Below are 26,117 nucleotides of genomic sequence, written 5' to 3'. Positions count from 1 at the left end.
GCCCGAACGTTTGCGACCGAAGTCCGACGACCGCCGGCGCGTTGGGCACGCAACCTGACCTCGCGTCCACGGACCCTTCATGAATACTATTGTAATTCGGCCCTGCGGGCTGTCAAGCAAACGCCGCTCCCGCCTCGACGCCCCCAACGTTCGCGTCCTGCGATGATAAGCCTTAGTATCGAAAGGATTTTGGGCGTCGGTGCGCGTATCCGACGGGTCCGACGGGCAGCTTGCCGGGCGAGGGGGTCGCCTGATAAAATCGGCGAGGTTCGCGACCGCGACCGCCTCGGTCTCATGACCTCGAGAGGCGTCCGCGCCGGCCGGGTTCGACCCGTCGACGACGTGCGCGAACGGCCGAGGGTTCGTCGTGCCCTCCGATCTTCAACGCTTCCCAATCATCGGGTGAGACACCTCGTCCCATGCCTGCGCACCGCCCGTCTTTCGAGGACTTCGCCCGCCTGGCCACCCAGGCCCCCTGCGTCCCGGTCTACCGGCAGTTGACCGGGGACGGCCTGACCCCCGTCTCCGCGTTCCGTAGGATCGAAAAATCCTCCCCGTCGTTCCTCTTCGAGAGCGTGATCGGCGGCGAGAAGGTCGGCCGATTCAGCTTCCTCGGGACCGAGCCCTTCCTCCGGTTCGAGGCGCGAGGGACCGAGGTGACGGTCACCGAGGCCTCGAGCCCCGACTCGCCTCGGCGGTTCACGTCGCAGGACCCGTTCCAGGAACTCCGCACCCTCCTCGACAAATACCGGGCCAACCCGCTCCCGGGCCTCCCGAGGTTCTCGGGCGGGGCGGTCGGTTATGCCGGGTACGACGCCGTGCGGTACACCGAGCGGCTCCCCAACGCCCCCCCGGACGACCGGAACCTCCCCGACCTCTCCTTCGCCTTCTACGACCGGATGGTGATCTTCGACCACATCCGCAAGACGGTCCTGGTCGTGGCACACGCTCACGTGGGTGACGGGGCGGACCTCCGCACCGCGTACGACCAGGCCTCGGCACGGATCGACGAGCTCGTCGAGCGGCTGCGGCGTCCCGGCCGGGAGCTCTCGCTCGGCGACATCAATACGGAAGGCCCGCTCCAGGCGATCCCGGAGTCGAACTTCACGCGCGAACAGTACGAGGCGGTCGTCCGCCACTGTCAGGAGTACATCAAGGCCGGCGACATCTTCCAGGTGGTCCCGAGCCAGCGGTTCCGGGTCGAGACCAAGGCGGACCCGTTCGACATCTATCGCGTACTACGGGTCGTCAACCCGAGCCCGTTCCTCTTCTACCTCCCGTTCGACGACTTCTGCCTGATCGGCTGCTCGCCGGAGATCCTCGTCCGGGTCGAGGACGGCACCGTCACGATCCGCCCCCTCGCCGGGACTCGGAGGCGAGGCAAGGACGAGCAGGAAGACCATGCGCTTGCCGAGGAGTTGCTGGCCGACCCCAAGGAGCGGGCCGAGCACATCATGCTCGTCGACCTTGGCCGGAACGACGTCGGCCGAGTCGCCGACTTCGACACGGTGCAGCTCAGCGACGTGATGAAGGTCGAGCGGTACTCGCACGTCATGCACATCACCTCGAACGTGACGGGCCGGTTGAGCGAAGGCAAGTCGGCCTTCGACGCCCTCCGCGCCGGCCTCCCCGCGGGGACCGTCTCGGGAGCCCCGAAGGTCCGGGCGATGCAGATCATCGACGAGGTCGAGCCCCAGAAGCGCGGGCCCTACGCGGGCGCGGTCGGCTATATCGACTTCACCGGGAACATGGACACCTGCATCGCGTTGCGGACCCTCGTCATCCAGGGGAAGTCCGCGTACGTCCAGGCCGGCGGGGGCGTCGTCTACGACAGCGTGCCGTCGGACGAGTACGAGGAAACCGTCAACAAGGCGAAAGTCCTGCTCAAGGCCATCGAGATCGCCGAGACCCAGCTCTGACTCTGATCGGCCGGGAGAGCCGGGGCAACTCCATGCGACGACGGACGTCCCGGTCGGCTCCCGCCAAGGATCCACGATGATGTCGCGAGTCCGACGCTCCCCTGCCCTGGTCGCCGCCACGGTCGTCTCGGCTTTCCTCCTCGGCCTCGGCCTGAGCTTCAGCCGAGCCGAGGATGAGCAGGCGAGCGCGATCCGTCGGCTCCTCGACCAGCAGGCCAAGGACTGGAACCAGAAGGATCTCGACGCGTTCCTCGAAGGTTACTGGCACTCGCCCGAGGCCGTTTTTCAGTCGGGCGCGAACCGGTTCGACGGCTTCGAGACCCTTCGCAACCGCTACCGCTCCAAGTACCAGGGCGAAGGAAAGGCGATGGGGCAACTGGCGTTCTCCGAAGTCGACGTCGTGATGCTCGGCCCCGACGCCGCACTCGCGCGCGGCCATTGGCAGCTCACGATGCCGGACGGAACAAAGCCGGGTGGTCTCTTCACTCTGATCCTTCGAAAGCTTCCCGAAGGCTGGCGGATCGTCCACGACCACACCTCGGTCTGAGCCCGCCGACGCCGCCGAAGACATGCTCCAGGGCCTTCGACCCAGGTTTCGCAAGAAATCCGTATCTATGGGGCCTCGTCTCGACATTGTTGAGGTGTGGTGGAGAGCAAGTCCGGAGGGGACCGACCGATGGCGAGTGCGCGACACGGGGTATTCCTGCGTCAGATCCACCGCCTCTTTTCCGAGGGAACCGTCTCGGGCCTGTCGGAGTGGCAGCTTCTTGCGCGCTACGTCTCCAGGCGCGACGAGGCGGCCTTCGAGGCGTTGGTGGCTCGGCACGGACCGATGGTCCTGGGGGTTTGCCGGCGGCTCCTCGACGACCCGAACGACGTCGAGGACGCCTTCCAGGCGACCTTCCTGGTCCTGGTCAAGAAGGCGGGCACGCTCGGCGAGCGCGACCCGGTCGGTCACTGGCTCTATGGGGTGGCCTATCGGGTCGCCCTGCGGGCCAGGTCCGTCGCGATCAAGCGGCGGATCCGCGAGGCCGAGAACCCCGAGGCCGTGGCCATGTCGCCCGATCGCGAGGAGCCGGATCGCGAGATCCGACGGGTGATCGACGAGGAGCTGACCCGGCTCCCGGCGAAGTATCGCGCACCGATCGTGCTCTGCTACGGCGAAGGCCTGACGCACGAGGCGGCCGCCGAACAACTCCGCTGGCCGCTCGGGACCGTCAAAGGACGCCTCGCCAGGGCCCGCGAGCTCCTCAAAGGACGTCTGGTCCGTCGAGGACTCGCACCCTCGGCGGGTTGGCTCACAGCCTCGCTCTCGAGCGACGCGACGGCTTCGGTCCCTCTGGACTTGCTTAACACCACGGTCAAGGCCTCGATGCAACTCTCGGCGGGCCCGATCGCCACCGGGACGATTTCGGCATCGGCGGCACTCCTACTCGAAGGGATGTTGACGAGCATGAGCATGGCCAAGCTGAAGATCCTCTCGATGACCGTCGGGGCATGCCTTTTGACCGCCTCAAGCGTCGTCGTCGTCGCGCAACAGTCGGCTCCGAAGGCGGCCGGCGACGCCCCTGCCCCGACCGGAAAAGATCCGGACGGCCCCCTCCTCAAAAAGAAGTTCAGGACGGCCGACGCCCCACCCCCTCCGGATCTCCAGAAGGCCGAGACACCGGAATCGATCGATCGCCGAAAGCGCGAGCTCGCCTCTCGGATCCTCGAACGCGAGCTCGCCATGTACCGGGGGGGTGAGCGAAATGACCTCGCGACACTCCTCGACTGGTCAAAGAAGAGTATCGAAACCCTCGTTCCCTATGAACCTACGCGGAAAGCACAACTCCAGCAGCATCGGCAGAGGGCGAAGTCGATCCTCGAGGAAGTCACAAAGAAGTTCAATAATAAGCAAGTCCCCGAGCAAGATCTCCTGATCGCGCAGTATTATCTCGCCGACGCCGATAGCCTACTGGGCGGCTTCCAATTGGGATTTATCGACATGCCCAGATCCAGGGCGCGCGATCCCAAGAATATCGAGGTCCTCAACGACCTCGAAGAGCCTATCGCGATGAATTTCCCCAACGAGACGCCCCTGGAAGACATTTTAAAGTATGTCCGAGCGGCGACTGCGAAGCCGCCGAGGCCGGGCATTCCTATCTATATCGACCCTGTTGGACTCCAGGTCGCGGAGAAGACGATCGCCTCGCCGGTCACCATCGACCTCGAGGGCCTTCCGCTCAAGACCACACTCGGCCTCGCGCTCAAGCAACTCGACCTCGTCTTTTACGTTCGGGACGGCCTGTTGACCGTCACACACCCGTCGCTAGGCCCACCCACTGGGCTCCTCGACACGGTCGAGCAGGCCGAGAAGGGTGAGCTCAGCGTCGAGGAGATGGAGGAGCTCGTCCAGAAATTCAAGAAGCTCGATGAGATCATGGATTGGAAGGAGAAGCGCCGGAAGGCCGCCCTCTCGAAGAAATGAGAAAGGGCTCCGGACCGGCCCCCGTCATCAAGCCGACGGGGCCGGCTCGATGACTACCTGCTGGGAGAGCTCGAGAACCTGGTCAGGGCCGACCGCCCCGGCGTCCCAGACCTTGGCATTGGCGAGGGCACAGCCGATCGCGTGTCGGAGCATCGACTCAGGGTCGCGGCCCGCCAGCCAGGCATCGACCTGGCCTGCCAGGAGACAGTCACCGGAGCCGATCGGGTTCACTGCGTCGATCTCGGGAGGGACGGCGCGGAAGACCTGGCTTCGGTAGCGGGCGAGGATCGGGCCGGGCCCGTCGGTGACCACCGCACAACGGACACCGTGGCCCGCCCAGTCTTCAAGCAACCCAAGCACCTCGGCGTCGGTGGCACGATCGGTCCGGAGGAAGGTCGCGGCCTCTCGACGATTGAGCTGGATCGCGTCGGGCCAGAAGCCCCAGATGGCGTCGAGCGCCGGGCCGTAGGTGTCGAGGAACACGGGGACCTTCCGCGACTTACCTAGCGCGATGAGGTCGCTGTAGAGACCATGAGTTGCTGGCGAGGGGCTCGAGCCGGAGAGCGTAAGCGCCTCGATGCCCCCTTCAGACAGGGCCCCTTCAACCCGATGGAAGAGGGCGTCCGACTCCTCCGGGGTGATCGCCGGGTCGGGGTCGAAGAACGCGGTCTGGAGCGCGGTCCCTTCCGTCCTGGCGGTGAGAATCACCCGAGTCTCGGCTGCGGTCGGGGTCACGAGGGGATCCAGACCGTCATCGCGACGGAGGAGCGCCCCGCAATGCCCTCCGACCGCACCCCCGAGGAACGTGACCGGCCGCGCAGGCCGCCCGAGCCTGGTGAGGGCCCTGGCCACGTTGTTTCCCTTTCCCCCCACCACCTCGCGGACGAGATGCCCGCGCACGGAGTCGCCGGGATTCCAGGAGGGGACCGTCAGCGTCTTGTCCAGGCACGGATTGAGCGTCACGCAGAGGATCATGGAGAGGTCGAGCATCCAAGGGTCGAGGATAGGAAGTCGCAACGAGTCGAGGCGAACGACGAGCGTTACTATTCTCCGGCACAAACGCCGGACGGCAACCGCCCACCGCCGAAAACCGAGTCCAACTCGCGTCGACCGTGAAGGTTCGGTGAATGGCGACGGGCGACCGCGACGAGCGACGAGCCCAATGGCCAGGGAATTCTCCGCCCGATCGCATGATCGAGTCGGCTCAACCCGTCGAGGAGCCCGTTGATCGCCCGGCTCGGTACGTGGACGTCATAATCCGAGGTCCCAGGGCCCGCGGGAGATAGCCAGCGCCGGAGCACGAGGGGGAGGACCGTCCAGAAGAAGAAGTATCGGACCGACTCGACCTCGAAGCCGGCCGCCTCGAGCAAGTCCCGGAGCCCTTCGCGACGGTAACGCCGGTAGTGCAGGTTGGCCTCGTCGTGCCGGCTCCAGAGCCAGGGGAGGGCCGGGACGGTCATGAGCAAGGTCCCCCCTTCGCGGAGCGCCGAGCAGGCGGCGCCCACGGCGGACGTGTCGTCCTCGATGTGCTCGAGGACGTCGAGGAGGAGCAGCAAGTCGTAGCCGCCCTCCCCTTCGAGCCCAGACCCGAGTGTTCCGACTCGAATCCGCGACCGCCAGCGTGGGTCGTCGACGAGCGAGGCGTCGGGCTCGAGCCCTTCGACATGGCCGAACCGCTCGAGGCTTTCGAAGAAAAGGCCGTCGCCGCAGCCGACGTCGAGGATCCGTCGGCAAGGGGCCGCGCGGTGCACGCGGTCGACCTGGCCGAGGAGGAAGGCCTCGCGAGAGCGCCACCACCAGTGGCGTTCCCAGAGCGTCCGATACTGTCGAGCGTAATCCGGCTGCATGAGTCGGCCCTGCCTCGAGCGGGATCGGGGATGGGCCTCCATTCGGGCCCGGCGGCCGGATGCTAGCCGACCTCGGCGGATTGGTCAAACCCGACTCCTAAACCTGCCCTTCATGCGGAAAGGTACATGGTTGTCGGCCCGGAAAGGCTTGGTTATCTTGTGACGTGCCTTCCATTTACAACGGGCCCGATCGCCTCCTCGGGGAGTCGCCTCCGCATGACCGGCTTGGCTGTCCGAATTCTGCCGTACACCCTGTCCTTCTTCAGTAGTCTCTGCATCATGATCCTCGAGTTGGTCGCCAGCCGGCTCGTCGCGACCCACGTGGGGGCCTCGCTCACCGTCTGGACCAGCGTCATCGGCATCATGCTCGGGGGGATCTGCCTCGGGAACGTCCTCGGAGGACGGCTCGCCGACCGCGTCGAGCCCACTCGGGCGGTCGGGCCGCTCTACGCCCTCGGCTCGTTCCTGACGTTGAGCTGCTTGTGGATGAACGCGGTCGTGGGGTTCGTCCCCGGGCTCGAGTCGATGCCCTGGAACCTGCGCACGATCGTGGTCGTCACGCTCGACTTCCTCGTGCCGGCGACGGTCCTCGGGATGATCGGTCCGGTCGTCGCCAAGATCGCCGTCGAGCAGGCCCAGAAAGCCGGGAGCGCGATCGGCGACGTCTACTTCTGGGGGGCCGTCGGGTCGATCGCCGGGACCTTCCTGGCGGGGTTCATCCTCATGTACGTCGCCCCGATCTCGACGATCGTGACGCTCGTCGCGGCAGCCCTCGCTTTCCTCGCCGCGGCCTTGATCGGCAACCGCGCGGGCCAGCTCGCCGGCCTCCTCGCGGGGACCTTGCTCGGCCTCGGTTCCATCGCCCCGCTCGTCCGCGCGATCCCCGCCAAGGGTGTGATGCTCGGCTCGATCCCGGTCAACCCGCTCGCCCTGGCCGGCCACGCCGTCTCGGTCGCCCTGGCGATCGTCGCGATCACCCGGCTCCGCCAGGCGAGGGAGGCCGCGCTCCCCCTCGAGGCCGACGAAGCCGTGGGGTCTACCGACTCCGCCGCGGGCACGAGCCTCTTCGACCTCGCCGTACTCTCGTTCGTGGCCAGCCTCTCCTTCATGGCCTTCGAGATGGTCGCCGGCCGAATGGTCACCCGGCACCTCGGCTCGAGCATCTACGGCTGGACGAGCATCATCGGCGTCCTGCTCGGCGGCCTGAGCCTCGGCAACCTCGCCGGCGGCAAGATCGCCGACTACATCCGCAACGAGAAGCAAGCGAGCTGGCTGTTCCTCATCGCTTCCGTCGCGGTCCTGTCGGTCCTCCTGGTCGAAACCCCGAAGCGTTTCGTCTCCGACATGCTCTTCGACGGCAGCAACAAGTCGATCCTCAGCTACGCGATTACCCTGACACAGGTCTCGATCCCCGGCGGGATCACCATCCCCCTGGCCTGGCCCGCCCGCGTCCTGCTCGTCGTCACCGTCGCGTTCTTCTTCCCCGCCCTGACGATGGGGACCGTCAGCCCGGTCGTGGCCAAGCTGGCCGTCGACCGGCTCCGACGCAGCAAACGAACCGGCTCGGCGATCGGCCAGGTCTACGCGTGGGGCATGGTCGGGAGTATCCTGGGCACCTTCCTCGCGGGCTTCGTCCTCATCGACATCGTGGGGACCAAGGGCCTGCTCCTCGTCCTCGCCGCATTGTTGGCGTTCTCGGCGACGGCCCTCGGCTCGGTCTGGCACGCGGCCTGGGCGGGGATCCCGCTCGGCCTCTGCGTGATCGCATTCGTCCCCGCCCCCTGGTTCGAGAAACAAGGGCTGGATTGGGGCATCCGCGAAGAGAAGGGGAACCCCAACACGACGGAAGACGCCAACGCCTGGGTCGACGAGAGCGACTACTATTTCATCAAGGTCACCAACGAGCCCGACGCCGACGGCCAGAAGCGGACCCTGGTGCTCGACAACCTGATCCACGGCTACTTCATCCTCGGCCACCCCGAGCGGCTCGACTACGACTACGAGCACCTCTACGCCCTGGTCGCCAACCGGGTCGTCAACGCCCGCAAGGCCAAGACCAATGGCAAGGAGGCGCTCCCCCCCTTCCGGAACCTCTTCCTGGGCGGCGGGGCTTATACCTTCCAGCGCTACATGCAGCATACCTACCCGGGAACCGAGGTCGACGTCGCCGAGATCGATCCGGCGGTCACGCGCGCCAACTTCATGGCCACGGGGCTGCCTCGCAACACGACCATCAATACTGTCTGGGGCGATGCCCGGCAGTTCGTCGAGCGCAACCAGGATAGCAAGCAGTACGACCTGATCTTCGGCGACGCCTTCAACGACTTCTCGGTTCCCTGGCACCTGACGACCCAGCAGTTCAACGACAAGCTCGCGAAGATGATGACGCCCGATGGCGTTTACATGATCAACATCATCGACGCATACGAATCGGACGTCCGGGCCAAGGACAAGGCGGCCGCCAAGATCAAGAAAGAGGCGATCACCGACGCCGCGGCCAAGGCTCGTGTCGAGCGGGAGGAATCCGAGTACGCCCACAGCTTCGGCGGCTTCCTCGGATCGTGGGTCGAGACGGCTCGGAAAACCTTCCCCCACGTCTACATCTTCGGGACCGACGACACGCCCGGCTACGGGCTCCGCGAGACCTTCGTGGTGGTCGCCTCGAAGCAACCGCTCGACGACATCATCAAGGAACTCGGGAGCCGCAAGGACGACCCGAAGTTCTTCCAGAGCGACAAGCTCGTCGAGCCGAAGCCCTATGGCCCCGCGGATCTCAAAGAGGTCCAGCAGCGGTCGCGAGGGATTATCCTCACCGACGACTATGCCCCCGTCGAGAACCTCCTCGCGCCGGTCGCCGCCACGCGAGGCGACGACTGACGCTGGCCGCACGCTCCGGGCGCAACCCGCGCCCGGGGTCCTCCCTCGGGGAACCGACGATGACGCCGACCTTTCTGACCCGGGGCCGGGTCGTCTTCTACACGGGCCTGGTGCTGGTCACGGGCTGGGTCTTCCTCCTGGCCCTCTTCGGGCCCGCCGGGGGCGTCGGCGGGCCACTCCCCGCCCCTTCGCTGAGCGCGCCGCAAACGCCCCAGCAGACAGACTATCGCTGGCCCGTCCGCGATCTCGACGACATCCCCGTCGATTTCTCCCGGTACCGCGGCAAGCCGGTTTTCTTGAACGTCTGGGCGACCTGGTGCCCCCCCTGCCTCGCCGAGCTCCCCTCGATCGCGAACCTGGCCGACAACGCGAGGCTGAAGGGGATGACCTTCCTCTGCGTCTCGACCGACGAGTCGGCGGAGTCCGTGCGTCGGTACGTCAAGGACAAGCATTGGGCGATGACCGTCCTGCGGGCCACGGAGCTCCCCGAGACCTTCGCGACCGACGGCATCCCCGCCACGTTCGTGCTCGCCCCCGACGGCCGCGTCGTCACCGCCGAGCTCGGCGCCGTCCAGTGGGACACCCCGGCCGCGGTCGACTACCTCGAGTCAGTGATCAAGCGAGGTGCGCCCGCGGCCCGACCCTGAGATCACGATCAATTCGGGGGGGGTGGTGACGGAAGGCGAATGAGAGAAGAGATCTGATCGACAGATGACTCGGATACACACAGTTAAAGACCCAAAAAGTTTTCATTTGCCAGAATTCGATAATCTTTATTTTTTATTATCCGTGTTCAATCCGTGGCCAAAAGCTTACAGCACCCTGTCATGCTCAAGGCATGAACGAGTCGAGGTCCGTGTTCGGAGACTGCCGTAAGGCCGCGGGATCCGAGGCCATGCTGGCCCTGGACCCTGGCTTCGATTCGGCGTCGGGGTTGCTGTCCGACGACTCCGAAGGCAGGGGGAGTCGGATGCCGACGAACTCGGCACCCCCTTGGATGGAATCCTTGTGGATCGGGCCCATGCCGCCGATGAAGACGTCCTTGGCGCTGGCGGTGGCGAGCATCGTGCCCGAGTTCCAGACGAATTGGCCGCTGCCGCGGTCGTAGGCGAAGAGCGCGAGCTTCGCGACAGCCTGCTGATTGGTCGACTTGATCAGCGGGAGCTCGGGGATCGTACCGCTCGGGACCCCGGTCACGGTCGGGGGGATCGTGGTCTGCGACAACCCGAGGAGCCAGCTCTTGTCGTTGGTCCCGTAGGCGCCGACTCGGGCTTCGACGACCCACTGGGCTTGCTCGGGCTTACTCCGGAGCAGGACGCCCTGAGCGAGCATCGCCTGCCGGATGCTCGAGACCACCCAGCCCTGGTCGACGGCCGTCACGTTCGTCGTGTCGAGATAGACGGGCACGCCCGTCAACGGCCGGAAGTCGACCTTCTGGAGCGCGGTATCCCAGGCATGGGTCAGGAGTAATTGCTCCGTCCCCGACCGCGTCGTCCCGGTCGTTTTGACGGTCCCGCAGCCGCTCGCGAAGACAATCCCGAAGGCGAGGAATGAAAGGGTCGTCGGGCGAGGTCGCCCCGAAATCTTCGCCATGCGGCACCCCTTGCCAATCCGACCCGGCCCGGTCCGTGGCCGACAGCCCATCCGCCCCGAGGCGCGGATACCGATCGCATGAACAAAACGAGGTTTAAAAAATCGATTCGATGTGAAGTTCAATCGGATGGATCAAACGTGACAGGCATGAGCAGAAGAATCCGACGAAGCATCGAGGATCGTTCTCCGGTCCCCGCTCCGATCCCGAAAGCCACGAAGGCCTCGGGGCCCGAAACCTGTAATTTTCTTAAATGACGGGTTTCTGATGCGGTTGACCTCGCTCTTCCTCCCGAAATGTCACCATGGATCCCCACAGAAACCCGTTATTTAAGAAAATAACGGGTTTCGGGAGAAACAGTTCCCCCCCCCGCGGGCGGCCCGAGTCTCCCGCTCCGACAAGAGACCCGTCGGCCCCACCGGTTTCGGAGGCCCGACGACCGTTCGGGTCGTCGGGCTTCGTCTTCGGCGCGGCCACGGGTCGCGGCAGAGAACAACGACGACTTACTTGTTGGTCGTCGCCTTCATCCCTTCGACCTGCTTGACGACGTCCGGCGACGCGGCGGACGGGGTCGGCAGCTTCATTTTCGAGGTCGACCCCGCCTCGGGGGCCCCGGTCGACGTCTTGATCGTGTTGGGGTCGCTCATGAGCTTGACCTCGCCGTTGACCATCCCAGAGGTCTTTTGTTCTTCGTCGGCCCCCTTGGTGTGGCCGGTCAGCTTGTTGTCGATGGCCGCCGCCTTCATCAAGTTGACGAAGTAATCGCCCATCGCCTCCTTGAGCCGGACCTCGTAGATCATGTCATAGGTGTTCTTCTTGACGGCCGGGTTGTTGGGGTCGACCTTCTGGGCGGTGATGACTTCTTCCCGCTTGAGGATGATCCAGGTCGCCTCGGCCACCTGGATCGGGCCGGTGAAGTCACCGTTCTTCGGCTTGTGGCTCGGGTCCGTATCGCCGGCGGTGCCGTCGACGAGCTGCTCGAACGCCGCGTCGGAGACGTTCGCCGGATGAGCGTGTCGGGTGATCGGGGCGGCGAGCAGGCCGCCGAGCGAACGGCTCCCCTCGTCCATCGACTGAGTCTGCGCCAGCTTCTCGAAGCCGTTCGGGTTCTTGCGCAGTTCCTCCCAGATCGCCCGAGCCGTCGTGAGCTTGTCGACCATGATGATCCGGCAACGGAGCTTGTCGCCGTAGGCCGCCTCGAAGGAATTCTTGAGGTCCTTCTCCGTGACCGTCACGCTCTTCGCCGCGAGCTTGCGGAGGGCCAAGGCGGGGTAGATGATGTCGCGGGCGTACTGGACGGGGCTGATCCCGCGCTCCTTCTCGAGCGTGCGGAGCCATCCATCTCGGCTGATGTGGCCGATGGTCTCGGCGACGCGGTCGATCTCCTCGTCCACCTCGGCGGGAGTGATCTCGAGCTTGGACTTACGGAGCGCCTGGTCGATTAGCTTGCGGGCGATTAGCGTCTCGAGGATCTCTTCACCCTTGCGGGCGACGCACTCGTCTGCGAGCTGCATCCGGCTGATCTTCTCGCCGTTGACCACGGCGATGGCGTCGGTCGGGTTGACCGGGATCCGCGTCAATTCGACCCCGGGCTGGGGGATATCGGACTGGCGGAACGCCGGCGGCGGGGCCTGGTCCTGGCTCGGCTTGGCCGTGGCCGTCTTCGCCTGAGCCGGCTGTTGAGGCCGTCGGAAAATCTGCGCCGACGCCTCAGAACCTTCCAACGCCCCGAGGGCGACGAACGAGCACAAAATCGCCTGGGCCTTTCGACCGCGCATCCGTGCGACCATCGCGAGGGATCTCCTTCGGCCAAGGGGCCGTACCGGATAAGATTCCTTCAAGTTTCGGGACATCTGGGCCGAGACTCTATCAGCCCTCCGAATCTGGTCAACTCCAAATGACCCCCCGAAGCGAGAAGCCAACAGGCTCGCGACGAGCCTTTCCACCTCACTCGTCCGCCCACCTCAGGGCCTGGCATCGGCCCCTCGAGCAACTCATCCAGACCCTGCCGGCGCCGGCGCCGCGACGTGCAAGGACCTCGACACATGGTACGATGGGAATCTTTGCGACGGGCGCACCAACAGGTCCCGAGGGGAGGAGTCCGGATGTTGGAGAGTCGAGGGAGACGGTTCGCGGTCGGGGTGTTGGGGGCGTGGCTGGTGTGGTCCTCTTCCGCGCCGGCGCGGTCGGACGATGCGTCCTTCTCCAAGCACGTCGTGGTCTCGCAGGAGGTCCACGCGTCCGAGGCTGGTCGTGACGCGATGCGGGAGGGGGGGAATGCCGTCGACGCGGCCGTGGCGACCGCCTTCGCCCTGGCGGTCACGCACCCGGCGGCGGGGAACCTGGGAGGCGGGGGGTTCATCGTCGCCTACCTGGCCGACCGCCGCGAGGTCGTCACCTTCGACTTCCGCGAGAAGGCCCCGGCGGCGTCCGAGCCTCGGATGTATCTCGGCCCCGACGGCAAGCCCTTCCCCCACCACCGCGCCGGGGCGAAGGCGGCCGGGGTACCCGGGACCGTCCGAGGCCTCGGCCTGGCCCACGCGAAGCACGGCCGGCTCCCCTGGGCCGAGCTCGTCAAGCCGGCCGCCGAGCTCGCCCGTCGGGGCTTCCCCGTCTCCGAGACCCTCGCCCACTCGCTCAACCAGCAGCTTTTCGAGAGGGGTAAGCTCGCCGCGGGCGGACGCGACGACCTCGGCGCCGACCCGGATCGGCTCTCCGACTTCCCCGAGTCGGTCGCCGCGTTCGCGAAGGCCGACCGCACCCCCTGGCGAGCCGGCGAGCTCCTGGTCCAGCCCGACCTGGCCAGGACCCTCGACCGGATCGCCGCGAACGGACCCGACGAGTTCTATACGGGCGAGACTGCGAGGATCCTGGCGAAGTACATGAGCGATCGCGGCGGACTCGTCAGTCTCGACGACCTCGCCTCCTACCGCGCCGAGGCCCGAAAGCCGGTCCACACCACATTCCGAGGGTTCGACGTCTACGGCATGGGCCCCCCCTCCTCCGGCGGGATCGTCCTGGCCCAGATCCTCAACATTCTCGAACGTTACGACCTCAAACGCGACGGGCCGCAGTCACCCTTGACGCTCCACCGGGTCACCGAGGCGATGCGGCGTGCCTACTTCACCCGGGCGACGGAGATCGCCGACCCGGCCTTCGTCCCGGTCCCGGTCGACAAGCTCATCTCCAAGGCCTACGCGGACGAGCTCGCGAAGTCGATCACCGACCGTGCCACGCCGAGCGCCGCGCTCGCCCCGTTCCGGGTGGTGGCCGGGGAGGGGAACGATACGACGCATCTCTCCACGATCGACGGAGACGGCAATGCCGTGGCCTTGACCTATACTCTGGAGGAGGGCTACGGATCCAAGGCGGTGGTCGCGGGGGCGGGCTTCCTGCTGAACAACGAAATGGGCGACTTCAACCTCATCCCCGGGAGGACGGATAGCTCGGGCCGGATCGGGACCCCGGCCAACGTGATTGCTCCGGGCAAGCGGATGCTGAGCTCACAGACGCCGACGTTGATCCTCAAGGATGGTCAGGTCTATGTCGTCACAGGATCCCCGGGTGGCCGTACTATTTGTAACACAGTCACCTGGGTCGTGCTTAATCTCCTCGAGTTTAAGCTGAGCCCCAGGGAGGCAGTGGACGCGGCCCGGACGCACCACGCGTGGTTCCCCGATGTCGTGACCCTCGAAGGGGGGTCCTGGCCTTCGGAAACTCGAGCGGAGCTGGCCAGGATGGGACACCGGGTCCGCAATGGGGGCATCCAGGGGGATGCTCATACGATCGTCGTCGACTTCGAGACGAGTCGACGGATCGGCGTCGCCGATCGACGCCGCGAGACGGCCAGGGCCTCGGGCGACTAACGCGCCCGGGTCCGCTCATCCCCCGCCATGTGTGGGGCGATGTTGGGGACCCTGCTCCTTCATTCGGGCGATGGTCGCGAACGCCCTGCGGTGCTCGCGACCGGGCCGACCGGACGTCGGCGAAGGCCTCGGTACGCCTCGGCCGTCGACCCTTTCGGAAGAATCGTCGAGATTGACCGACAGTGCATGGCCCGAATTCTCGATCTTGTACGTAAGAGTTCCGGGGCGCCGGTGAGACGACCCGGAGCGAGATGCGAGGTAAATCCCGAGCCCGGGGCGATCCAGCGGAAGGGCACCCGGCCCTCAGCCGAGGCGAGTCGGCCCGACGACCGCCGATATTTGGGAGTTGACGTCAATGCCTGATAGGCCAAGATCCATCAGCCCCACCGTCCTGCTCCGCATCAGCGACGGCACGGCACACATGCATCGCTCATTCTCCGAGTTCAGCCAGGCGGTCCGCAGCGCCGAGGCCTACGCCGGCGCCGGCTTCTCGGTCTCGATGATCTCGGCGACCGGACGCTTCCTGATGGCCTTCCAGCCCAAGGGCCAGAAAGTCGCCGTTTGAGGCCTCGCGAGGCCTCTCGAGGCGGGTTTTCCCGGGGATTCGGGGGTCGAACCCGGGAAATCCCGGGGAAAACCGCGAGGGATGCGACGAATTCCCGATTTTTCCTGTATGGATTCGACGAGATTCGTCGAAAACGTTCGGCAGGAGCCTCGGCACCAACGCCTCGCACGAGGAAAGGCCGAACGGTTCGCTCCGGAACCCATCCGCGATCAACGACAGGAGGACGTACGTCCCATGGCTAAGAAAGCCGCGCCGAAGGCCGCCGAACCCAAGCCTGCTCCCGTCGCCGAGAAAGCGGCCGCCGCCACCAAGGCCAAGGCCGCCACCAAGGGCGAGATCTACCAAACCCTCGGCGAGCGCACCGGGCTGAGCAAGAAGGACATCTCCACCATCTTCACCGCCCTGAACGACCTCATCGGCAAGGAACTCGGCAAGAAGGGCCCCGGCCTCTTCCAGATCCCCGGCCTGCTCAAGCTGAAGGTCGTCCGCAAGCCGGCGACCAAGGCCAAGCAGGGGATCAACCCCTTCACCAAAGAGCCGATGACCATCAAAGCCAAGCCCGCCCGCAACGTCATCAAGGCCCAGCCCCTCAAGGCGCTGAAGGACCTGGTCTGATTCGCCCAATCTTCCGTCAGGCGTAACAAGAAGGCCGCGCCCGTTCGTCCGAACCTCGGGTTCGTACGATCGGCGCGGCTTTCTCCTTCTCCACGCGATCCCATCCTCGTCCCGACTTGAACGGCACCAAAGTTCAAATCAATCGAAACACAACAAAACTATCAAAAACATGCCTGATTGCCAAAAACACTCCGGTGCTTCGAAGTTCTAGCCCCCTCCCAACCTGGTGACGCCTGCGATCGACCGATCGCAATCGCGACGAGCGCCCCAACCTGGCACATCATCGAGGACGTGGGGCTCGTCCGGGAGACGAACCGGCCGAGCGATGATCTCGGGCCCAGCCGACAGGTTTCGACATCGGCTAAACCTTAGCCACCAAGGGTGTTGGTGCAATCTTGGAATTCCGGCCTTCTCAAGTCGTGCCTTGTTTTCGAACAATAGTCCTCAACGTCGCCGAACTCTCGGTCCAAGAGTCCCACGCCGGCGTGGCGGAATGGCAGACGCAGAGGACTTAAAATCCTCCAGGGGGTAACCCCTGTGTGGGTTCAAATCCCACCGCCGGTATTCGCTCGCATACTTCTTCGTGCTGATAGCGCTTTTCGATTCCTGCCGTTTTGGACGAGGTCAGGAGAGACCCTGTCGTCAACCGTCCAGAACACCACTCGGCCGATTCGACGTTTCTACCGCACGGCCAAAGCCCGCGGTGTCGTGGGCCAGTCCCTGTGCCAGGTCAACGGACTATCGGGGGGAGCCGTAGGCATTGCGCCAGCGACCGAACTCGCTTTGCAGAGCCCGGTGATTGCCGAGATTTATCAGCTCCTCAGCGACGACCGGCGATTCGGCATCCTTAAGGCAGACCACTTCGAGATGCAGCCGGTATCGCAGCGAGTGATCGTCTCCGAGACGGACGTCGTCGCCAATATTTTGGAGGAGTCCCAGAAGATCCTGTAAGAACTGATCGACGCCCGCCTGGGCCAAATCCAACGCCGCTTGTTGGCCTTCCGGTTCGAGAATGCCGGCCCCCTCGAAAGGCCGACGATGAATGGTGCCAAGACGCTCACGAGCCTCAGGAGACTCGACGAGTCGCCGAATGGCCTCGAGCCGCTGGTTTCGCAGCGAGAACAGGTGCTGACCGAGAAGATCGACGAAAGCCTTTTGACGCTCGACCGGTTCGATCGGCAACTCCTCGAAGCGTCCAGAGGCTGACGGGGGTCGCATGGCCAAGCTCTCCTCGCATCGGGTGACCCTGCTCAGCAGATTGACGAGGCCGAGCAAGTTGTTTCGCAGACCGTCCAACCGGGCTTCGAGTGGGAAATCGCGACGCCCGAACGATCGCCTCGGGGATCGGAGATCGGGAGATTTCAGGTCGAGTATTCACCGCTGTCCCACGGCGGGTGGAACATGATGTCCCGCGGCTCGAGCATGACCCAATCGCTCCGCTCCTCGCCCTCCTCCGGTTCCTCGTCACTTTGCTCGTAGATCAGCCCATAAGTCACGTCGTCGATCTCGACGGAGAAGGGCGCGACCCAGATGTCGCAGAATTCGGGCTCGACCCCGGAGAGCATGTCCGAGAACATCTCTCCGAGCAATGCGAACGCCTTAGCACCAGCAACCTCTCGGTCCTCGATTTCAAAGCCCCCGAGTTCGTATCCAGTGGCGATGTAGCGGCCATCGGCGTCGAATCGGTGGATGACGCCCAGCCATTTTTTCTTCGACTGCCAATCATCGCCCGAGTAATAACTTTGCCCCGTGGGGAAGGCCCCCGTGACGTAAGCCATGAATTGAGTACCGTCGGGAAGTCGCCCGACGTTTTCGAAATGGTACTCATCAAGCGGAATTCGGAGCTTCTCCGGTTTCGCCAAGGTTATTACCTCCTATCGCTCAACAGTCAAGACATACGGATTCGGTGGTCAGTACGAATTTCGATCGTACCAAGAACCACCGAGTGCCACGAAATCGTCCGAACGAGGGGCGCGTAACGACGATGAGAATAGACGGTTCTTTATCGTCGGCGGTTTCTCTGTCGAGACGATGGCCGTCCGCACCTACGATGCAGCCATCGCCCCACTGGCGGGCGAGTTCGCCCGACTGAACTTCCCGGCGGCAGCCTGAGTCGATATTCCAAGACTTGCCCTCGTCGCCCCCTCAACCAAACAGCGACGGCCCTCACACGCGAAACGTAGTGGATCCAGCGCTTCGAAAACCGGCGACAGGCTGGCTCGACTCGTCCGGCTAAGGCCCTACGTGGAAACCAGGACAAGTCACGTCCCACGGGATCTTAAGCAAAGGTAAGTCGGACGCGATGTCTAGCATCATTCACATCGCAAAGGACTCCAGGGCCTAAACCTCGACGGGATCGCCATCGTCCTAAGCCAACCACAAAATGACAGCCTGCCCCTCCTGCCTGGCCGTCGAGAAGAATCGTTGCAGGGCAGCATAGTGCCCGCGGACATAGTCTTCAGATTCTGGGGTATCCGACCAGTAGAGCTCCGCGCGCTCGCCTTCCGCAGGATCATATCGCGACCAAAGCGACGGGAAGGTGAGCCGATCGAGGACCTCGGCAATCGCTCGAACCTCATCCCGCCGAAGGTATCGCGCCGGACCGAATCCACCATCTTCGGGTGTCAGTTCAATGCCCCCAAGGACACAATCCAGACCTATCTCCCCTCGGCCCAGCGGTTCGTCATGGAGCAGGTAGTGGAGGATGTTCCACGTCTTGTCGATGTCGAGTCTGAGGTCGCCTACTTCGAGAGACTCGTCGTCGGGGTAGAGGACGTCGAGTAATGACGAGGGCTCCGCAAGGATCTCGCGGATTGTGACTTCCTCCAGCCGAAGATAACGTCCCGTTATTGACATGAAGGCTGTGCCCTTATCTGGTACGCGTTCCCACCGTGGGCGGTTCCTGCCCGGTGTCGACTCGCGGATCGCTTCGGGATTTTCTCGAATGGTGCCACATCCCCAGGGGGATCCGGCCGGACAGCTTCGGGGCCGATCAACTGGTCTTGTCATGGGCATCCGACTTCGGCCGGACTCGCAGATCGAGAGGGAAAGAGAAACTCGTGTCCGACGGGCTCTCCGGTGCGGATAACACCCAGGAATCGTCGACCGACACGACGCCTCGGGAACCCTCGCATAAAAATAGTAACCGATTCGCCGTCAACCGTCTCAATCAGAGGAGCGGGATTCCGAACGCAGCGGGCGTCGGAACGATGCTCGACCCAAGTGCTTGAGACCGGTGCAGGCTCCGAAAAGATCGATCGGGGTCCGCTTCGTGGCCCTGATCCTGGTCCTGGTCCTGGCGCATTGACATCAAGGACATTCCATGTTCACAGTTTACGCGATTGACAGCCGCTATCCGTCGACGGGTTGGAGCATCTCGGGGACGATCGATGTGGATTATGTCCGGGTCAACGTGACCCCAGCCGCCAAGATCGAAGAGATCGCGATGGGTATGACTCGGACCCTCATGTACACGAACCGCAAGTATCACTCGGTCGACCTGCTGATCCTGGCGGCGCACGGGAATTCGGGCTACCTTCAGCTCGGGGAGGGTCTGACCGCCGAGAAGGCCAAGCAGTTCAAGGCCCTCGCTCCTTGGCTGAAACGCGACCTCTACGCCGACGGGATGCGCCTCCACGGCTGCGGGGTCGCGAGCTCGACCAACATCGTCGGCCCAGGTAGCACGATCACGGCCCCGATCTGCGTACCGGGGACGACAACTCCGGGCTTCGACGGGAATGGCTACAAGCTCCTGAAGGCGCTTGCCGTGGCGATCGGGCGGAACGTTACGGCCGGTGTCGATTGCCAGTACACCGACGAAGGTTGGAAGTTCGAAGGCCCGACGGTGACCGTCAACCCCACCGGCGGCTGGGGACTGAAGACTTGAGGAACCCCAGACTCAAACCCCGCGTCTCCGCTTTGACGGCTGAGGGGCGGTTGCTGGATCCTCGCTTGTCCTTCAACGACCCCACTCACTCGGCCCGATCCGGTCCGACCGGTTCTCAACCCGACGACCCGCTGCGCCGAGTCGGCTTTTGTTGCTACGGAAGTTCGCCGGATTAGCGTACGATCGGCCACACGCGATCCCCCCCTCGCGTTTCGGAACGTTGCGACTCGACCGAAACACGTCGAGGCTCATGCCGCGAGGGGAAGCAATGCCCAAGAAACTTTATATTTACGACAAAACGAGTTTTCACGACCGGATGCAGGCGGCCGGTCGCTTCGATACGACAGATAAAGGCGTGGTCACGCTGCCGGTCGGAAGTATCCCGGAGGTGATCCGCGGCCTGGACGAACTCGTCTCACAAGGAGCAACCTTCGACCGGATGCTCATCCAGACGCACGGCAATACCGGCCGGATCTGGTTCGGAGACGACGTCGTGTGGAACGACACGTGGACGAGCCAATTTGACGGACGGAACTACGACAAGCTGTTTCCCTCGCCCTCCCGGATCTATTTCGACGGGTGCGACATCGCGGGGAGTGCGCTCGGGCTGGCGTTCCTCAAGGCCGCGGGGAGCGTGTTCCTCAAGGGGATGGGGGGTGAGGTGATCGCATGGACGTCGATGGGACTGGGCATGCCCGGTTGGTGGCCATTCGTCGGCGGGCACACGCTCCACCTCGTCGGAAAACCGGTCACCATCCGATTCGCACGCGGCGGAACGGAAGGGTCGATCGTCGACGAAGGTCAGTCCGATGTCCTGGTGCCTTACCCGGGAACATGACCGTCGGCGACGCAAGGAGTGCGAGAACGATGTGAAGTTCGAGTTTGGCGAAGCTCGCGACGCGCTAAGGCAGAGCGACGGTCGGGTGACATCGCCTGCTCAAGCCGAGTCGCATTCGAGCGTAGGAGGGGAGCGACCAGGAAGGCGGGTGGGGGGCGGACGCTGGGGATTGCGAGGCCGAACACGGTCCTCTCGCCAGGCTTCGAAAGACGCGCGAGAAGGAACCGACTCCCCCGGACCTCGTCATGAGGTCCGGGGGAGAAAAGTCACGAGGATGGCTCGGCTCAGTAAGCGTCGGCGCTGATGACTTCGCCGCCGGCGATGCTGTTGAGGCCGATCCAGATGTTGGAGTTGACCGAGTTCTTGGTGAAGCGGACCGAGCCGTCGCCCATCACGGTGTTGACACCGCCGGGGTGACGGCTGCGGGAACCGGCGAAGGCGTCGCTGTCGCCCGCGTTCGGGAAGCACGGGAGTTGCTGCACCGGCTCGCTGGTGCAGAAGAGGCCCGGATCATTGTTGAGGTAATCACCACCGCTGGTGAGGCCGAGGTAGTCGGTGACCGAGTTCGGGGTGAACCGCGTCATGAACGAAGCGCCACCGGGGACGCTCGACCAGAGCATGCCGCGGACGTCGTTCGTCGCCCCCTGGAGGACCTCCGAGAGGATCACCGTGTTGCTGGTGCCGTCGGTGATGGTGGCGAGCGAGGTCCTCCCGTCATGGCCGAAAGCGGAGCGGAGGTACTGCCCGGAGAGGCTCGTGGCGAATTGGGCGCCCCAGTTGGTGTTGCCCCAGCTCGCCGCGTAGTTGCCCTTCGTGAAGATCGGGCCGCTCAAGAGGCCACCCTGGTAGCTCGTGTTGATCTGGAAGTGATTCTGTCGGTCGCTGGGGCACTGGAAGACGGCGAGCTTCGCCGCGCTGACGGTCGAATTCGCGAAGAAACCGGAGGCGACGGCCAATCCAGGCCCATTCCAGCCTTCGGCCCCGAGCGTGAAGTTGAAGGCGTTGGCGAGGTTGCCCTGCTCGAACATCGGGAGCATCAGGCAGAACCAGGTCGTGTTCGGGCATCCCGCGAAGATGGTCGGGAACGCCTTGCTGGGTCGGGGGGCCCAGATCCGGCCGGGGGGGAGCGTGTTGTTGACGTCGTGATAGTTGTGGACCGCAAGCCCGAGTTGCTTGAGGTTGTTCACGCACTGGATGCGTCGAGCCGCCTCGCGGGCCGCCTGGACGGCCGGCAGAAGTAACGCAATGAGTACCGCGATGATAGCGATGACGACGAGCAGCTCGATCAACGTGAACGCAGAACGCACGGATCGTCTCATGAGGTCGCTCTCCCTGGCTGAAACGAAGGACGGGATAGGTCTCTGTCCCTTGCCACATCGCAAGAAGACGTTCAGGCGCGTTTCAGGTGGAGAGATTCTATCCCGGTCCTGAGAGCATGCAAGACGCCCCCAGGGGTATTTTTGATATTCAATTTCATTGAAGCCCTTCGCGATGCAAATCAACCTCGCGGGCCCGGCAACACGATGCATGGAGTCACGGATTGAAGACCGAGGTTCGGCTCGCTCCACGACCTGGCGAGAGAGTCCGTGAAATCATCGACAAGCCGTGCGATTTCCGGAGATCATATCCTGGGCGTGAGAATTCCAACGCCCTCTCAAGAGATCTCCTTCTCGCCAACACGCCTTCTTCTCATTTGTTCAATCCAACGACATCGGAACATCTCTGAAGACGGACGACCAAGACACACTTTAAAGGTTAAAGGCCCCTGCGACCTTGGCCCCTAATAAGGATGGTCTGGGCCTATTTCGACGAGGAGGGGTTCCCGCGTCCCCCCGAGTCCGAAGGGAACGGCTCGACGGCCACGGCCTGAGCACCAACGGATTTAGAGATGGCATCGACGTCGAGCCCTTCAGGGCTGGCCGGGAGACGGAGGCGTGTCGACGGTCGGTGCGGGGCCGTCCGCGGATCGCTTGGAGACCCGGTGCATCATCATCGATTCGGCATCCGCCCCCGACTGGCCGACCGTCATGAGGATGCACTGGACGAGGGCGTTCCGGTAGTTCTTGGCCGCTCGCGAGGAGGGGAACCGGTTCGTCAGGTCCGTATGACCGGCGTCGAGTACCGCCAGGACCGTCCCGAAACCCTCCAGGGACTGGTCACCACGGGCCACGACACCATCGCTTGCCCCGACGTAGGTGCGGAGATACCAGGCAGCGGCCCGTTTGAAGATCCTGAGGCTCGGGGCCGGGGTTTCGCTCGTGATGTAGTAGGTCTTGGGGCCGACGACCGGGATCGCCTCTTTGTGTCCGTCCAGCAGCCTCCTCCAGAAGTCCCGGGAGGCGTCCCGAGTCAAGCCGGGGAGCCCTCCGAGCTTGCCTCGCCTCAGGCTCCGCCGCTCGACGACGCCGAGGACGTGGGCGATGAGGCGGTATTTCCAGGGGATGCTCCGATCCATCGAGGGCCCCGCGCCCGTGACGAAGTCCGCCAAGCCCGAGCCGCCGAATGGGCCTTGCACGAGGAACATCGCATGGATGTGATCCCGGGCGAAGTCCGGGTTGCGGAGGGCGAAGGCGAGGGCATCGCAGGCCCCTCGGCTGTGGGCGATGACAACCAACTTCTCCGGGCCTGTTTTGGCGACGTCCAGGAACTTGTCCCGGACTTCGTCGAAGTTCTCGTCGAAGGTTTCGTGCGAGCTGGGGGCGATGACGTGGATCGCCCGACGATCGACGCCGTGGGCCCTCAGTTCCTTGACGTTCCGGGCGAAATAGCCGGGCATCCGCTCGTTATGAAATCCGGCGACGAAGACGTATCGATAGGTCTTGGCGGCCGACGCAACGGCCGCGGGGATCTTCAAGTTCCCCCGCGCCCCTTCCTCGAACCAGGACTCGAACGGGGTAAGATCCGGCTTGGCGACTTCGGGGGCGGCGCCAAGGGCGGGGGCGAGCGCCAGGAGGAGGGATAAGGGTCCGAGCATCGGGGGGCCTCCGTACACCATTCGCGAGCGGTTGCTTCGGTGTCTGTCTCGAGAACTCGTTTTCGTCCGAGAAAACGGGCGACTGGCCAGGGGAACGCGCCGACTCTCCAAAAGAGGCGCCCGCGTCGATGGCGACAGAAACCCGGTGTTGAAGAAAACACCGGGTTTCGTTGAGGCGATTAGACCTCGAGCTTCCAGGGGGAGCGCATCTCGCGAGCGACCATCTTGTTGGCCTCGTCGCTGTAGGCACCGTGGAAGTGTTCGGCCGAGGGGTCCCACTCGAGCGGCTTGCCGAGGCGGAGCGCGATCGAGCCGAGGTGGCAGACGCTGACCGAGCGATACCCGATGGCGACGTCGCAGATCGGCCGCTTCCGGGTCCGGATCCCGTCCATGAAGTTGCCCATGTGATTATTCGAGACGTAGAGTCGCGTCGCGTTCTCGGGCAGGGGCTCGGAGAGGAGCTTGGGGTCGCTCGCCTCGATCCGGCTCCGGCTGACGAAGATCCAGCCTTTGTCGCCGATGAAGCGGTTGCCGTTCTCGCCGTCGCTCGTGGTGATCAGGCGGGTCCCGTCGGCGTAGTTGTAGGTGACGGCGAAGTGGGGATGGCAGTTGTAGCTGTTGGGCTTGTCCGACGGGGTCGTGCCCGAGGCGGTGACGGCGACCGGGCCGGTCTCGTCCGTGCCGAGTCCCCACTGGGCGATGTCGTTGTGGTGCGCGCCCCAGTCGGTGAGCTTGCCGCCGGAGTACTCGTACCACCAGCGGAACTCGTAGTGGCAGCGTTCCTTGACGTAGGCGACTTCCGGCGTCGGCCCTTGCCAGAAGTCCCAGTCGAGGCCCTGCGGCACGGGGGCGGTGGGGAAGGGTCCGCCGATCGGGTTGTCGCCGATCCTGGCTTCGACGGTGTGGATCTTGCCGATCCGGCCGTTGCGGACGAGTTCGCAGGCGAGGCGATAGCGGGCTTCGGAGCGCTGCTGGCTCCCGGTCTGGAAGACGCGGTCGTACTTCCGCGCGGCCTTGACCATCGCCTGGCCCTCGGCGATCGTCAGCGAGAGGGGCTTCTCGCAGTAGACGTCGCGGCCGGACTTCATCGCGGCGATCGAGGTCAGGGCGTGCCAGTGGTCGACGGTCCCGATGGTGACGGCGTCGAGGTCGTTCCGCGCGAGTAGCTCGCGGAAGTCGTGATACTTGGCGCAATCCTTCCCGACGACGTCGGCCGCCTTATTCAGGCGATCGTCGTCGAGGTCGCAGACGGCGACGAACTTGACGCCCTTCTGCTTCATGGCGGCCTTCATGATGCCGGTCCCCTGACCGCCGACACCGATGGCGCCCATGACGATCTGGTCGTTCGGCCCGATCCGCTTCCGAGCCTCGGCCGCCTTCTCCTGTTCGTCGGCCATGACTTCGCGAGCGTACCAGGCTGGGAGGCCAGCGGCCGCAAGGGCCCCGAACGATCGTTCCAGGAAGCCGCGTCGCGAGAGGTTTCCCATCGGGCTCATTGTCGTTCTCCGGGAAGGGTCGGTCGAAAGATCCCCGAGGGCCCCCGCACGGGTCGGGACGCCCGGCGATCCTCCGGGTCGAGCATGGATCGCAACATGATAGCAGTGCCGAAGGGCCCGAGAAACGGGCCGCTCGCGGGAGAAAGCAAAGACGCATCTGGTTCCTCGGCCCACCTCTCGAGATGAAGACGCCCGGTCGAACTCCGCGACCGGAAGTCGTCGAGGGCGCGATTGTCGAGTCGGGCCCGATCTGATATGGTCCCCGCCGAGCCCTCCTCGAGACGTCGTCGGCCCGCCCGGCGCCGGGGATCCTTCATGAAGAGGACGCGTAGAGGCCCTGCCGATGAACGCCCCCGGACAACCGGCTTGGTTCGTGGGCGACCTGGACGACCCCTGGGTGGCGGCGATCGCCGAGGTTTTGCCAAGAGATGTGGTGCGAGTCCGATGCGACGAGGACTGGCATACGCTCTTCCCCCCCGGGACGCCCGGCCCCGAAACCCTGATCCTCCACCGCCCGATCCTCACTGCGCTCGACGCCGATCGCCTGGCCGCATTCAAGAAAGAACGGACGCCCGCGACCCGAGTCATTCTTTGCACCGGGCCTCATGCCCGATATGCCGACGTCGACCGCTGCGCGTCCGCGGTCGACGCGATCGTTTCGGAGGCGACCGCGAGCGACACGATCCTCCGACACCTCCGAGGCAGGGACGACCACGATTCCGGCCTCAACAAGAAATCCCGGCCCACGGTCGGCGTGGTCAGTGAGAACGTCGAGTGGAGGCGAACCCTGGCCGACGCCTGCAACCAGGCCGGCTATCGTCCCTTGCCGGTCGACGACTGGGGAGGCCTCTCCCCCGACGGCCTGGCGATCTGGGATGTGCCCGTCCTGGAACCGGACTGGACGCGGACCCTCGAGTGGCGTTCCCGACAGCGTGGGGTGATCGCCATCCTCGGCTTCCCCGACCGGGCCCTAATACGCCAGGCGCGAGCCCACGGGGCGGCGGCCTGCCTCGAGTCGCCCTGCGAGCTCGCGGATCTCATCCACGTGCTCGACCGGCTTTCCGGCGCACGCGGAGAGCCGGGCCATGCCGTCCCCCCGAGCCCGGCGTCCCGGCGCAGGTCGTCCCGGACCCTGGCCGATCCGAGGGCCGACGCTTATCATTGACGTGTCGT

Annotated in this window: 21 protein-coding genes and 1 tRNA gene; 12 read left to right on the top strand and 10 right to left on the bottom strand. The window is 64.8% G+C overall.

Annotated features, from left to right (window positions below):
* Positions 1 to 419 precede the first annotated feature (419 nt).
* From trpE to ACYOEI_RS23780, 3 genes are all read left to right on the top strand, one after another.
* Positions 420 to 1,919, top strand: a complete 1,500-nt coding sequence (trpE, locus tag ACYOEI_RS23790) for an anthranilate synthase component I (RefSeq protein ID WP_462852121.1) — start codon at positions 420 to 422, stop codon at positions 1,917 to 1,919.
* Between the two features lie 76 nt (positions 1,920 to 1,995).
* The gene (locus ACYOEI_RS23785) at positions 1,996 to 2,466 is read left to right on the top strand and encodes a YybH family protein (protein ID WP_462852120.1); all 471 of its coding nucleotides are present in this window, start codon (positions 1,996 to 1,998) and stop codon (positions 2,464 to 2,466) included.
* Between the two features lie 129 nt (positions 2,467 to 2,595).
* On the top strand, positions 2,596 to 4,389 hold the full coding sequence (locus ACYOEI_RS23780) for an RNA polymerase sigma factor (protein ID WP_462852119.1): 1,794 nt from the start codon (positions 2,596 to 2,598) through the stop codon (positions 4,387 to 4,389).
* Positions 4,390 to 4,416: 27 nt separating this feature from the next.
* Here the strand turns inward: ACYOEI_RS23780 and ACYOEI_RS23775 are convergent, their stop codons facing one another.
* Positions 4,417 to 5,379: a 1-phosphofructokinase family hexose kinase gene (locus ACYOEI_RS23775; protein ID WP_462852118.1), complete on the bottom strand. Its 963-nt coding sequence runs from the start codon at positions 5,377 to 5,379 to the stop codon at positions 4,417 to 4,419.
* Positions 5,380 to 5,432: 53 nt separating this feature from the next.
* Positions 5,433 to 6,236 (bottom strand): methyltransferase domain-containing protein, encoded by an 804-nt coding sequence (locus ACYOEI_RS23770; RefSeq protein ID WP_462852117.1) that lies wholly within the window; start codon positions 6,234 to 6,236, stop codon positions 5,433 to 5,435.
* A gap of 216 nt (positions 6,237 to 6,452) precedes the next feature.
* Here ACYOEI_RS23770 and ACYOEI_RS23765 point away from each other — a divergent pair, with 216 nt between their 5' ends.
* Together ACYOEI_RS23765 and ACYOEI_RS23760 are read left to right on the top strand one after the other, a co-directional pair.
* The gene (locus tag ACYOEI_RS23765) at positions 6,453 to 9,113 is read left to right on the top strand and encodes a fused MFS/spermidine synthase (RefSeq protein ID WP_462852116.1); all 2,661 of its coding nucleotides are present in this window, start codon (positions 6,453 to 6,455) and stop codon (positions 9,111 to 9,113) included.
* Between the two features lie 59 nt (positions 9,114 to 9,172).
* Positions 9,173 to 9,760, top strand: a complete 588-nt coding sequence (locus ACYOEI_RS23760; RefSeq protein ID WP_462852115.1) for a TlpA family protein disulfide reductase — start codon at positions 9,173 to 9,175, stop codon at positions 9,758 to 9,760.
* Between the two features lie 184 nt (positions 9,761 to 9,944).
* Here the strand turns inward: ACYOEI_RS23760 and ACYOEI_RS23755 are convergent, their stop codons facing one another.
* Together ACYOEI_RS23755 and ACYOEI_RS23750 are read right to left on the bottom strand one after the other, a co-directional pair.
* Positions 9,945 to 10,706: a DUF6655 family protein gene (locus ACYOEI_RS23755; protein ID WP_462852114.1), complete on the bottom strand. Its 762-nt coding sequence runs from the start codon at positions 10,704 to 10,706 to the stop codon at positions 9,945 to 9,947.
* A gap of 501 nt (positions 10,707 to 11,207) precedes the next feature.
* Entirely contained in the window at positions 11,208 to 12,494 is a 1,287-nt protein-coding gene (locus tag ACYOEI_RS23750) for a peptidylprolyl isomerase (RefSeq protein ID WP_462852113.1), read from the bottom strand.
* A gap of 315 nt (positions 12,495 to 12,809) precedes the next feature.
* Between ACYOEI_RS23750 and ggt the strand changes: the two genes are divergently transcribed.
* From ggt to ACYOEI_RS23730, 4 genes are all read left to right on the top strand, one after another.
* The gene (gene ggt, locus ACYOEI_RS23745) at positions 12,810 to 14,570 is read left to right on the top strand and encodes a gamma-glutamyltransferase (RefSeq protein WP_462852112.1); all 1,761 of its coding nucleotides are present in this window, start codon (positions 12,810 to 12,812) and stop codon (positions 14,568 to 14,570) included.
* Positions 14,571 to 14,925: 355 nt separating this feature from the next.
* Positions 14,926 to 15,135 carry a hypothetical protein gene (locus tag ACYOEI_RS23740; protein WP_462852111.1) on the top strand — a complete coding sequence of 70 codons (210 nt, stop codon included), beginning with the start codon at positions 14,926 to 14,928 and terminating at the stop codon, positions 15,133 to 15,135.
* A gap of 234 nt (positions 15,136 to 15,369) precedes the next feature.
* Complete coding sequence (locus ACYOEI_RS23735; RefSeq protein WP_462852110.1) at positions 15,370 to 15,750, top strand: HU family DNA-binding protein; 381 nt, start codon at positions 15,370 to 15,372, stop codon at positions 15,748 to 15,750.
* Between the two features lie 479 nt (positions 15,751 to 16,229).
* Positions 16,230 to 16,314: transfer RNA gene (locus ACYOEI_RS23730), tRNA-Leu, on the top strand.
* Positions 16,315 to 16,488: 174 nt separating this feature from the next.
* On the opposite strand, the gene ACYOEI_RS23725 is transcribed toward ACYOEI_RS23730, so the two are convergent.
* The 3 genes from ACYOEI_RS23725 to ACYOEI_RS23715 all read right to left on the bottom strand — a co-directional run bounded on the left by ACYOEI_RS23725 (position 16,489) and on the right by ACYOEI_RS23715 (position 18,606).
* Positions 16,489 to 16,968 carry a hypothetical protein gene (locus ACYOEI_RS23725; RefSeq protein WP_462852109.1) on the bottom strand — a complete coding sequence of 160 codons (480 nt, stop codon included), beginning with the start codon at positions 16,966 to 16,968 and terminating at the stop codon, positions 16,489 to 16,491.
* Between the two features lie 143 nt (positions 16,969 to 17,111).
* Positions 17,112 to 17,612 (bottom strand): hypothetical protein, encoded by a 501-nt coding sequence (locus ACYOEI_RS23720; RefSeq protein WP_462852108.1) that lies wholly within the window; start codon positions 17,610 to 17,612, stop codon positions 17,112 to 17,114.
* Positions 17,613 to 18,117: 505 nt separating this feature from the next.
* Entirely contained in the window at positions 18,118 to 18,606 is a 489-nt protein-coding gene (locus tag ACYOEI_RS23715; protein WP_462852107.1) for a YfbM family protein, read from the bottom strand.
* A 466-nt stretch (positions 18,607 to 19,072) separates the two neighbouring features.
* Here ACYOEI_RS23715 and ACYOEI_RS23710 point away from each other — a divergent pair, with 466 nt between their 5' ends.
* Together ACYOEI_RS23710 and ACYOEI_RS23705 are read left to right on the top strand one after the other, a co-directional pair.
* Positions 19,073 to 19,636 (top strand): hypothetical protein, encoded by a 564-nt coding sequence (locus tag ACYOEI_RS23710; RefSeq protein ID WP_462852106.1) that lies wholly within the window; start codon positions 19,073 to 19,075, stop codon positions 19,634 to 19,636.
* A 268-nt stretch (positions 19,637 to 19,904) separates the two neighbouring features.
* Entirely contained in the window at positions 19,905 to 20,474 is a 570-nt protein-coding gene (locus ACYOEI_RS23705; protein WP_462852105.1) for a hypothetical protein, read from the top strand.
* A gap of 284 nt (positions 20,475 to 20,758) precedes the next feature.
* On the opposite strand, the gene ACYOEI_RS23700 is transcribed toward ACYOEI_RS23705, so the two are convergent.
* The 3 genes from ACYOEI_RS23700 to ACYOEI_RS23690 all read right to left on the bottom strand — a co-directional run bounded on the left by ACYOEI_RS23700 (position 20,759) and on the right by ACYOEI_RS23690 (position 24,944).
* Positions 20,759 to 21,793 carry a DUF1559 family PulG-like putative transporter gene (locus tag ACYOEI_RS23700; RefSeq protein WP_462852104.1) on the bottom strand — a complete coding sequence of 345 codons (1,035 nt, stop codon included), beginning with the start codon at positions 21,791 to 21,793 and terminating at the stop codon, positions 20,759 to 20,761.
* A 590-nt stretch (positions 21,794 to 22,383) separates the two neighbouring features.
* Complete coding sequence (locus ACYOEI_RS23695; protein ID WP_462852103.1) at positions 22,384 to 23,448, bottom strand: alpha/beta hydrolase family protein; 1,065 nt, start codon at positions 23,446 to 23,448, stop codon at positions 22,384 to 22,386.
* A 179-nt stretch (positions 23,449 to 23,627) separates the two neighbouring features.
* On the bottom strand, positions 23,628 to 24,944 hold the full coding sequence (locus tag ACYOEI_RS23690; RefSeq protein ID WP_462852102.1) for a Gfo/Idh/MocA family protein: 1,317 nt from the start codon (positions 24,942 to 24,944) through the stop codon (positions 23,628 to 23,630).
* Positions 24,945 to 25,287: 343 nt separating this feature from the next.
* On the opposite strand from ACYOEI_RS23690, the gene ACYOEI_RS23685 reads away from it, so the two are divergent.
* Positions 25,288 to 26,109: a hypothetical protein gene (locus ACYOEI_RS23685; RefSeq protein ID WP_462852101.1), complete on the top strand. Its 822-nt coding sequence runs from the start codon at positions 25,288 to 25,290 to the stop codon at positions 26,107 to 26,109.
* The last annotated feature ends 8 nt before the right edge of the window (positions 26,110 to 26,117 follow it).

Source organism: Singulisphaera rosea (genome assembly GCF_054877945.1).
This window is presented reverse-complemented; position numbering and strand designations above follow the sequence as displayed.

Excerpts from the sequence above, each read along its gene's own strand:
- trpE (WP_462852121.1), top strand. The coding sequence starts at position 420 with ATGCCTGCGCACCGCCCGTCTTTCGAGGACTTCGCCCGCCTGGCCACC.
- ACYOEI_RS23785 (WP_462852120.1), top strand. The coding sequence starts at position 1,996 with ATGATGTCGCGAGTCCGACGCTCCCCTGCCCTGGTCGCCGCCACGGTC.
- ACYOEI_RS23780 (WP_462852119.1), top strand. The coding sequence starts at position 2,596 with ATGGCGAGTGCGCGACACGGGGTATTCCTGCGTCAGATCCACCGCCTC.
- ACYOEI_RS23775 (WP_462852118.1), bottom strand. The coding sequence starts at position 5,379 with ATGCTCGACCTCTCCATGATCCTCTGCGTGACGCTCAATCCGTGCCTG.
- ACYOEI_RS23770 (WP_462852117.1), bottom strand. The coding sequence starts at position 6,236 with ATGCAGCCGGATTACGCTCGACAGTATCGGACGCTCTGGGAACGCCAC.
- ACYOEI_RS23765 (WP_462852116.1), top strand. The coding sequence starts at position 6,453 with ATGACCGGCTTGGCTGTCCGAATTCTGCCGTACACCCTGTCCTTCTTC.
- ACYOEI_RS23760 (WP_462852115.1), top strand. The coding sequence starts at position 9,173 with ATGACGCCGACCTTTCTGACCCGGGGCCGGGTCGTCTTCTACACGGGC.
- ACYOEI_RS23755 (WP_462852114.1), bottom strand. The coding sequence starts at position 10,706 with ATGGCGAAGATTTCGGGGCGACCTCGCCCGACGACCCTTTCATTCCTC.
- ACYOEI_RS23750 (WP_462852113.1), bottom strand. The coding sequence starts at position 12,494 with ATGGTCGCACGGATGCGCGGTCGAAAGGCCCAGGCGATTTTGTGCTCG.
- ggt (WP_462852112.1), top strand. The coding sequence starts at position 12,810 with ATGTTGGAGAGTCGAGGGAGACGGTTCGCGGTCGGGGTGTTGGGGGCG.
- ACYOEI_RS23740 (WP_462852111.1), top strand. The coding sequence starts at position 14,926 with ATGCCTGATAGGCCAAGATCCATCAGCCCCACCGTCCTGCTCCGCATC.
- ACYOEI_RS23735 (WP_462852110.1), top strand. The coding sequence starts at position 15,370 with ATGGCTAAGAAAGCCGCGCCGAAGGCCGCCGAACCCAAGCCTGCTCCC.
- ACYOEI_RS23725 (WP_462852109.1), bottom strand. The coding sequence starts at position 16,968 with ATGCGACCCCCGTCAGCCTCTGGACGCTTCGAGGAGTTGCCGATCGAA.
- ACYOEI_RS23715 (WP_462852107.1), bottom strand. The coding sequence starts at position 18,606 with ATGTCAATAACGGGACGTTATCTTCGGCTGGAGGAAGTCACAATCCGC.
- ACYOEI_RS23710 (WP_462852106.1), top strand. The coding sequence starts at position 19,073 with ATGTTCACAGTTTACGCGATTGACAGCCGCTATCCGTCGACGGGTTGG.
- ACYOEI_RS23705 (WP_462852105.1), top strand. The coding sequence starts at position 19,905 with ATGCCCAAGAAACTTTATATTTACGACAAAACGAGTTTTCACGACCGG.
- ACYOEI_RS23700 (WP_462852104.1), bottom strand. The coding sequence starts at position 21,793 with ATGAGACGATCCGTGCGTTCTGCGTTCACGTTGATCGAGCTGCTCGTC.
- ACYOEI_RS23695 (WP_462852103.1), bottom strand. The coding sequence starts at position 23,448 with ATGCTCGGACCCTTATCCCTCCTCCTGGCGCTCGCCCCCGCCCTTGGC.
- ACYOEI_RS23690 (WP_462852102.1), bottom strand. The coding sequence starts at position 24,944 with ATGAGCCCGATGGGAAACCTCTCGCGACGCGGCTTCCTGGAACGATCG.
- ACYOEI_RS23685 (WP_462852101.1), top strand. The coding sequence starts at position 25,288 with ATGAACGCCCCCGGACAACCGGCTTGGTTCGTGGGCGACCTGGACGAC.